We start from the raw sequence: 6,777 nt of genomic DNA, 5'->3' as shown, positions 1-6,777 counted from the left end.
CCCCCACCCGGGCGAAACCCGTTTTGGCGATCCGCCCTGCATCCCATATGCTTCTCGACGTCCCCGAACGCTGGAAACAGCGGGACAGGCCGCAAGCCCTCATCGTCTAGTGGCCCAGGACGCCGCCCTTTCAAGGCGGTAGCACGGGTTCGAATCCCGTTGGGGGCACGCAGTACCGTAGTAAAGTGCAGTGCGCAAGACCGCAAGACCCTGAGTGGTTCGCCACTTCTAGGTCCCGTGGAGCAGTTGGTTAGCTCGCCACCCTGTCAAGGTGGAGGTCGCGGGTTCAAGTCCCGTCGGGATCGCTCGTCTCGCAAGAGGCGGTGCAGTACGGCCAGGTAGCTCAGTTGGTACGAGCGTCCGCCTGAAAAGCGGAAGGTCGCCGGTTCGACCCCGGCCCTGGCCACAACCGCCTGAAAAGGCAGAACGGCCCCGGAGAGATCACTCTCCGGGGCCGTTTTCATGTCCCGTACGCCAACCGGTACGCCAACGGCTCCGAATCGCGGCGAACCCGGGCAACCCAAGCGGACTGCCCGAAGGCAGAGATAGTGTGACGCCAATCACAGTCATTCGGCTTCGACCATGGCGCCATCGGGGCCGTACGTGAAGAGCCGGGGTGGCCCCATCCGGCTGATGATGGCCCTCATTGCGGCTTCCTTCTCCTCCGGAGTCGGCCCGGCTGGATCAGTGAGACGGAAGCCTTGGAGGGCCACCTCGTAGGGATCCATGTCCTCCGCCTCCGGCCTGCCCTCCAGCACGAAGCCGAAGAAGAACCGCAGTGCTTCCTCCCCCAAGTCGAGGGGATGGAACGGCAGCGGGTACGGCCCCTTGGCCGGCCATCCCGTCACCGGCTCCACCGGGTGCTCGCCGGCCCAAAAGGGTGCCTCGAACGGCAGCGGCTCGCCGATGTTCTCCATCACCCCGCTGTCCGGAGAGAGGCTGAGCGAGCGGACCAGCTGCCCGTCCTCCCAGACCGCGAAGGCCAGGAAGTCCACCACGCTGTGCATCCAGTGCACGACCAGGCGGCGTCCCGCGCTCGCATCGATCAGGTGCTGCGGCATCCGCGAGGGGTGGTCGCCCATCCAGTGCCGATCGCAGACGATGTCGACTCCGGGGAAGCTGCCGAGGTAGGCAGTCCCATCGGGCGGGTAGGTCGCGTCGCCAAGCTCGCACCTGGCCGACTTCGTGACCTCCCACCCGGGGTAGAGGCGACCGACCAGCTCAGCAGTCCGCTCCGGATCCGCGTCCGCCGGCAACCTCAGCGGGCCAGACAATGCCGTATCCATGGAGACGAGCAGCCCGGTCTTGGCTCCCACGTGTCGGCCCCTCTCCAGAACGATGGCCCCCGGATCGAGGGCAGGGCGCAAGGTACCAACCACGTAAGACAGCGGTGCCCGGCAAGACCTGGGTCTTGCCGGGCACCGGACGAACTGATGGACCAGAGCGCGAGGCCAGGAGAGCGCCTCCCCGAGGCGGCTCAGGGCCTTGAGGCGCTCGGCGAGGGAGGCGTGCGCGTAGACCTTCATGGTCACGCCGACGTCGCTGTGGCCGGCGATCTCCCGGACGATGTGCGGAGGCACACCGAGGTCGAGCAGCAGGGTGATGCACGTGTGGCGGAGGTCGTGGAAGCGGAGGTCGTCCAGGCCGAGGCGCCCGCGGACCGCGTGCCAGCTGCGGCGCAGGTTGTCCGGCTCGTACGGGGTACCGATCCGGGACGGGAAGACGAAGCCGTTCTCCTGCCAGTCCATGCCGGCGGCGGCCCGCTCGACGGCCTGACGCTCCCGGTGGTCCACCAGAGCGGCGAGGACCGGTGCGGGCAGCGGCAGGGTGCGCTCGGAAGACAGCGTCGAGCGAGGACCCTGGGGCACACGGGCGGCGCTTCGGCTACGGGCGGAGGTCGACCTGGATGACCGCGTGGCGGCCATTGGTGCGCCATGGCGTCCCAGTGCTGTCGAGCCGCGCGACGACGACAGCGTCGACACCGACGATCACGTCCGATTTCAGCGTCCGCAGAGCTGTCACGGCTGAGGGGAAGTGGCCGGCCACCTCGGTGAACGCAGTGGTGGGCGGCCACAGCCGATCGCCCACCAGCCGACGGTAGTTGAGGTCGCCCTTGAAGATCGTCATCGCTGCGCCGGCGAACTCGGACCGGAGGTCGGCGGGCATGTCGTGGAACGGCAGTGGTGCGCAGAAGAACGAGTGCGTGCGGATCACGAGCACGCCCCTGTTCATCGCTCGCCACAGTCGTTCGCCGATCGTCGCGGCAGCCGCGCTGGTGGCGGTGCGCAGGCGCTGGACGGTGGCGAGGACATCGGCCATCGTCGCGTCCGACACGTAGTACGGCTGCGGCTTCACGTAGACGACGACCTGTGCCGCCAGGCCGGAAGCCAGGAGGTGGTCAGCCAGCACCAGGTCCGGCAGGAGCTCCCGGCCGGCGTTGTCCGCGATGATGCAGACACGCCCGCCTTCGGCCCGCTCCAGCTCGGCCCAGAGCGCCTCGCTGTCGTCGGCCACCAGGTCGGACGCGATCGACCCTCCGGCCTCCTCCGTGATCTGGAAGCTCAGGTCGGCCCGGTTGCCCCAGAGCGCCGAGGAGAGGAGCGCGGCGGCTCGCTTGTCGGTGAAGTCCGAGGGCAGGTCACCGAGGGCCGCCAGCTCGGCGTCGACGGCCGGGCCGGCGAGTTCGGCGTTCTTGAACGGTGCGAACGGGTCGATGCCCTGCCAAGTCCCGGGCCGGAAGTAGCCGGTGGCTTCGAGCAGCCTGCGGTAGAAGTAGCTCTCGACCCACAGGAACGGCGCCTCGCCCCACGGCCGTCCGAACAGGCCCTCACCCCACTCCAGCCACTGCTGGTGATCGTGGGCGCTGATGCTCAGCGGTTGCAGCACACCGTCAGTGCTCTCGGCGAGGAGCTCCTCGACCGCGACTCGCTCGCCCGAGCCGTACGGCAACGCGTCGAGGACCTGCTGGACAAGCTTGGGGTGGCGTTCGTGAAAGACACTCCAAGCGAAGGATCCGGGGACATCGCTGCGGATCACGGGTGCAGTCATCACGGTCGGGCTCGTCTCCCTGATCGACATCTCAGCTGACAGCTGTCCAGCCCCAGGGGCGTGGACCGTTCTGCCCTTGCAGGCACGAGAGACGGTAGTGAGCTTCCGCCCGGTGTCGAGCCGGATCGGCCGCCGCGTGCTGGAGAGCGAAGCAGGTGACCCGGAGCTCACGGATGCTCCGCAGCACCGGGTAGCCGGCCCAGGTCATCACGTCGGCACCGTACGCCTCGCAGAAGGCGGCGTACTCGCTGTCCGAAACGGTGCCGAAGGTGCCGTAGCCGACGGCGGTGGCTGTGAGGTCCCACTCGGGTCGTCCCAGGGAGGTTCGTTCGAAGTCGAGCAGGTAGGTGGTGGTCGGTGTGACTGCTACGTTGCCGCGCCACGCATCGCCGTGGATGACACTCGCAGGCAGGCCCGGTGGGAGGCTCGGCCATGCCGCTTGGAGCTCTGCCAAGCGGTCGCGCAGCCACTGACGCTGCGTGTCGTCGAGCGTGGCCGCCCCGTCGATCCTGTCGGCGAGCCGAACGAACGGGTCTAGGGTGCCCAATGGGAAGTCAGGAACAGGAAGTTCGTGGACACGTCGGAGGAGCGGCGCGATGTCGGCAGCGGTTCCTGGCCGGTGCGGGGGCAGCTCGTGCCAGAAGGTCACGGGGTTGTCGTCGACGTCCACTGGCTCCCGCAGGTGCTCGAGCGGGCGAACCGCAGGAACTCCGCAGTCACGCAGCCAGCGTGCGACCGCCAGTTCGCGCCCGGCGGCAGCCGACTGCCCGGGGCGGCTGATGCGAGCCACGATCCCCAGCGGCAATCGCCACAGCGCGTTCTCCCCGATCCGGATCGGTTCGGCTCCCGCTGCGGACAGGCCGACCGTCGCGCACGCCTTGAGCAGTAGGGAGTGGGAGTCCTCGATGTTGCTCACGCTGCCACCGTAGCGGCGATCTGTTCCCGCAGGTCCCGGATGTCGCCGAGGTTGCGGTGGCGATGGGCGACCCGACCGAGTTCAGCCAGCTCGTGGTTGGCACGGAGCGAGCGGAGGTCGCTGACCTCCGCGAGGGCGCTCCGGCCGGCAGCCGATCGGGGGCCGAACTGGACGCGATGGCCCGGTTCGCGACCTTCGGCTACGAGCCGTTCTTCCTGGCCGGCGGCCTGCTGTTCGCCGCCGCCTCGCTCGGTCACCGGGCGCCCGGCCGGTCGGCCGTGGTGAGCCGGTCAGCGGCTCGGTCAGCGGCTCGGTGAGCCGATCACCCGGTCAGCCGGGCGGTGAGCCAGTCGGCGGTGGCGGGGAGCCAGTCCGGCAGGGCGGTGCCGAGCAGGTGGTTGCCGTGCGGCACGAGCAGCAGTTCGGCGTCCGGGGCGTGCTCGGCGAGGTGGGTGGCGGCGGTGACGCCCGGGATGCGGTCCTCGCCGCCCTCGACCACCAGCAGCGGGACGGTGATCGCCGGCGCGAGGGCGGTCAGGTCGATCCGCTCGGCGAAGGCGCGGGCCGCCTGGTACCCGCCGCAGCGCTGCGCCAGGGTCGCGGTGACGAACGGGACCAGGCCCTCCCAGTCCAGCCGGTACGGGCCGCTGACCATGGCGGCGGCGCGCAGCCGCGGCTCGTGGGCGGCGGCCACGGCCGCGTAGTGGCCGCCCAGGCTGAGGCCGATCACGGCGGTCCGGTCCGGGTCCAGCCCCGCACGGCCGGCCAGCGCGTCGAGGGCGCGGCCGACCACCCGGTGGTACTCCGGCTCCGGCGCGCTGCCGGCGGCCAGCACGCCCTGCCCGGGCCCGTCGACGGCGAGCACCGCGACGCCCCGGGCGAGCAGGGCGTCGGCGACCGCGTGGAACTCCTCCTTGCCCGAGTCCATCCCCGGCACCACCAGGACCACCGGGGCCCGGCCGCCGCTCCCGTCGGCCGCCCTGCCGGCCGCCGGGCGGCGCAGCCAGCCCGCGAAGCCCTCGCCCTCGACCCGCTCCGCCCCCGGGTCGAGCAGGGCCAGCGCCCGCCGCATCGCCTCGTCGGCCTCCGCGGCGGCCTGGGCCGCGGCCGCCCGGTCGGGGTGCGGGAGCAGCCCGGCGAAGTGGTACCAGCGGGCGGCGCTCCGGTACCGCTCGCCGGCGGTGACGGTGCGGCCCTCGGCGGCGGCCCGCTCCGCCGCCCCGGCGTGCCGGTGGCCGGCCGCCCGGCCGGCGGCCGGCCAGTCGTGCGGGGAGGTCAGCGGGGCGGTGACCCGGGCGTACTCGTACGGGTCCAGGCCGGCGCCGTGGGCGCGCGGCCGGTTCTCCTCGACGAAGGCGGGCAGCAGGCCGGGGGTGTCGAGGAAGGAGAGGTCGGGCACGGCGGGGGTTCCCTTCGAAGTCGTTCGCATCGTGCGCATCATTCGCATCGTTCGGAGCGGGTGTCGGGCGGGCGTCAGGCGAGGGTCAGGACGGCCTTGCCGCGGATCCGGCGCTCGCGCAGGTCGGTGAGCACGGCGGCGGTCTCCGCCCAGGGCGCGACCCGGCCGAGCTCCGGGGTCAGCCGCCCCTCCCGGGTGAGGCGCACCAGGGTGGCCAGGTCGGCGCCGTCCGGGATGTCCGAGTCCGCGTAGTGGAAGTGCCGGACGACCGCCGACTCCGGGCCCGCGAAGAAGTCGAAGAAGTCGAGCGTGACGGGCGTCCGGGAGGCCTGGCCGAACCAGATCAGGGTGCCGCGCCGGGCCAGCCGGGCCAGCGCGAGCGGCAGCGCGGCGCCGCCGGTGGACTCCAGCACCAGGTCGTACGGCCCGCGCGCCTCGCCCGGCTCGTGGACCACCTCGGCCGCTCCCAGCTCGACCAGCCGCCGGCCGCGCTCCGGGGAGGCGGTGACGGCGGTCAGCTCGGCCCCGGCCGAGGCGGCCAGCTCGGTGACGTAGTGCCCGACGCCCCCGGAGGCCCCGGTGAGCAGCACCCGCCGTCCGGCCAGCGGCCCCGCCGCCCGGAGCAGCCGCAGCGCGGTGAGGCCGGCCAGCGGCAGCGCGGCGGCCCGTACGGTGTCCAGGCCGTCGGGCAGTTCGGCGAGGGAGGAGGTCGGGACGCACACGTACTCGGCCCACCCGGCGGCGGGCGGATGCCCGACCACCCGGCGGCAGACGGCCGGGCCCGACCCGTCGGCGGCGGCCTGCACCACCAGCCCGGCCACGTCCTTCCCGGGCCGCCACCCGGCCCGGGGCGCCTCCAGCTGGAAGGTCTCGCCCCGGTTCACCGAGAACGCCTCCACCTTCACCAGCGCCTCCCCGGGCCCCGGCCGCGGCTGTTCCACCTCCGCGAACCGCACCGGCTCCGCCGCCCGCCCCGTCGCCACCAGCGCCTTCATCCCCACTCCTCCGTCGGCCACTCCCTCACCCCACCGCGCACCGCCCCGGCCGGTCCAACAACCGCGGGACGACGGCGACAACCACCGGTTGTCCGGCCAGGAGCGACGGGCCTTGGACGGCACCACGCGGCACGGCGGAGCGAAGCGCCCGGCCGCGGGGCGGCGACGACCCACCCGACCGCGCCGCGACCGCGGCCGGGGCGGGTGCCCCGCGGGAGTTCGGGGGGCAGGCCCTAAGGTGCCCGGGTGGATCTGGATCTGGCGCAGGTGCGGGCGTTCGTCGTGGCGGCCGAGGAGTTGCACTTCGGGCGGGCGGCCGGGCGGTTGGGGATCAGCCAGCAGGGGCTGTCGAAGCGGGTGGCGCGGCTGGAGGCGGTGCTGGGGGTGCGGCTGCTGGACCGGGACGCGCGCGGGGTGGG

Annotated in this window: 7 protein-coding genes and 3 tRNA genes; 5 read left to right on the top strand and 5 right to left on the bottom strand. The window is 72.5% G+C overall.

Annotation, left to right across the window (positions count from 1 at the left end; all coding sequences use genetic code 11):
- Positions 1-95 precede the first annotated feature (95 nt).
- From ACIQOV_RS20405 to ACIQOV_RS20395, 3 genes are all read left to right on the top strand, one after another.
- Positions 96-168 (top strand) — tRNA-Glu (locus ACIQOV_RS20405).
- A gap of 63 nt (positions 169-231) precedes the next feature.
- A tRNA-Asp gene (locus ACIQOV_RS20400) sits at positions 232-305 on the top strand.
- 27 nt (positions 306-332) lie between these two features.
- A tRNA-Phe gene (locus tag ACIQOV_RS20395) sits at positions 333-406 on the top strand.
- Between the two features lie 160 nt (positions 407-566).
- On the opposite strand, the gene ACIQOV_RS20390 is transcribed toward ACIQOV_RS20395, so the two are convergent.
- Genes ACIQOV_RS20390 through ACIQOV_RS20380 form a run of 3 tightly spaced genes read right to left on the bottom strand, consistent with a single transcriptional unit; the run spans position 567 to position 3,964 of the window.
- A complete protein-coding gene (locus tag ACIQOV_RS20390; RefSeq protein WP_401050313.1) occupies positions 567-1,925 on the bottom strand; it encodes a tyrosine-type recombinase/integrase in 1,359 nt (452 codons plus the stop codon).
- A complete protein-coding gene (locus ACIQOV_RS20385) occupies positions 1,885-3,078 on the bottom strand; it encodes a damage-control phosphatase ARMT1 family protein (protein ID WP_401050307.1) in 1,194 nt (397 codons plus the stop codon). Before ACIQOV_RS20385 ends, ACIQOV_RS20390 begins: the two co-directional genes overlap by 41 nt.
- 1 nt (position 3,079) lies before the next feature.
- Positions 3,080-3,964 carry a phosphotransferase family protein gene (locus tag ACIQOV_RS20380; protein ID WP_401050304.1) on the bottom strand — a complete coding sequence of 295 codons (885 nt, stop codon included), beginning with the start codon at positions 3,962-3,964 and terminating at the stop codon, positions 3,080-3,082.
- 62 nt (positions 3,965-4,026) lie between these two features.
- Here ACIQOV_RS20380 and ACIQOV_RS20375 point away from each other — a divergent pair, with 62 nt between their 5' ends.
- A complete protein-coding gene (locus ACIQOV_RS20375) occupies positions 4,027-4,281 on the top strand; it encodes a hypothetical protein (RefSeq protein WP_401050301.1) in 255 nt (84 codons plus the stop codon).
- Between the two features lie 5 nt (positions 4,282-4,286).
- Here ACIQOV_RS20375 and ACIQOV_RS20370 read toward each other — a convergent pair whose 3' ends face one another.
- Both ACIQOV_RS20370 and ACIQOV_RS20365 read right to left on the bottom strand, forming a co-directional pair.
- The gene (locus ACIQOV_RS20370) at positions 4,287-5,393 is read right to left on the bottom strand and encodes an alpha/beta hydrolase family protein (RefSeq protein ID WP_401050299.1); all 1,107 of its coding nucleotides are present in this window, start codon (positions 5,391-5,393) and stop codon (positions 4,287-4,289) included.
- Between the two features lie 44 nt (positions 5,394-5,437).
- Positions 5,438-6,358: a zinc-binding dehydrogenase gene (locus tag ACIQOV_RS20365; protein ID WP_401050297.1), complete on the bottom strand. Its 921-nt coding sequence runs from the start codon at positions 6,356-6,358 to the stop codon at positions 5,438-5,440.
- A 246-nt stretch (positions 6,359-6,604) separates the two neighbouring features.
- Here ACIQOV_RS20365 and ACIQOV_RS20360 point away from each other — a divergent pair.
- Positions 6,605-6,777, top strand: a 173-nt coding sequence (locus ACIQOV_RS20360; RefSeq protein ID WP_401050310.1) for a LysR family transcriptional regulator, incomplete at its 3' end; no start/stop codon positions are given.

The organism is Kitasatospora sp. NPDC091257 (assembly GCF_044757675.1).
GTDB classification, from domain to species: Bacteria; Actinomycetota; Actinomycetes; order Streptomycetales; family Streptomycetaceae; genus Kitasatospora; species Kitasatospora lactacystinica.
The sequence above is the reverse complement of the archived record's forward strand: the minus strand, read 5'-3'. Positions and strand labels throughout refer to the sequence as shown.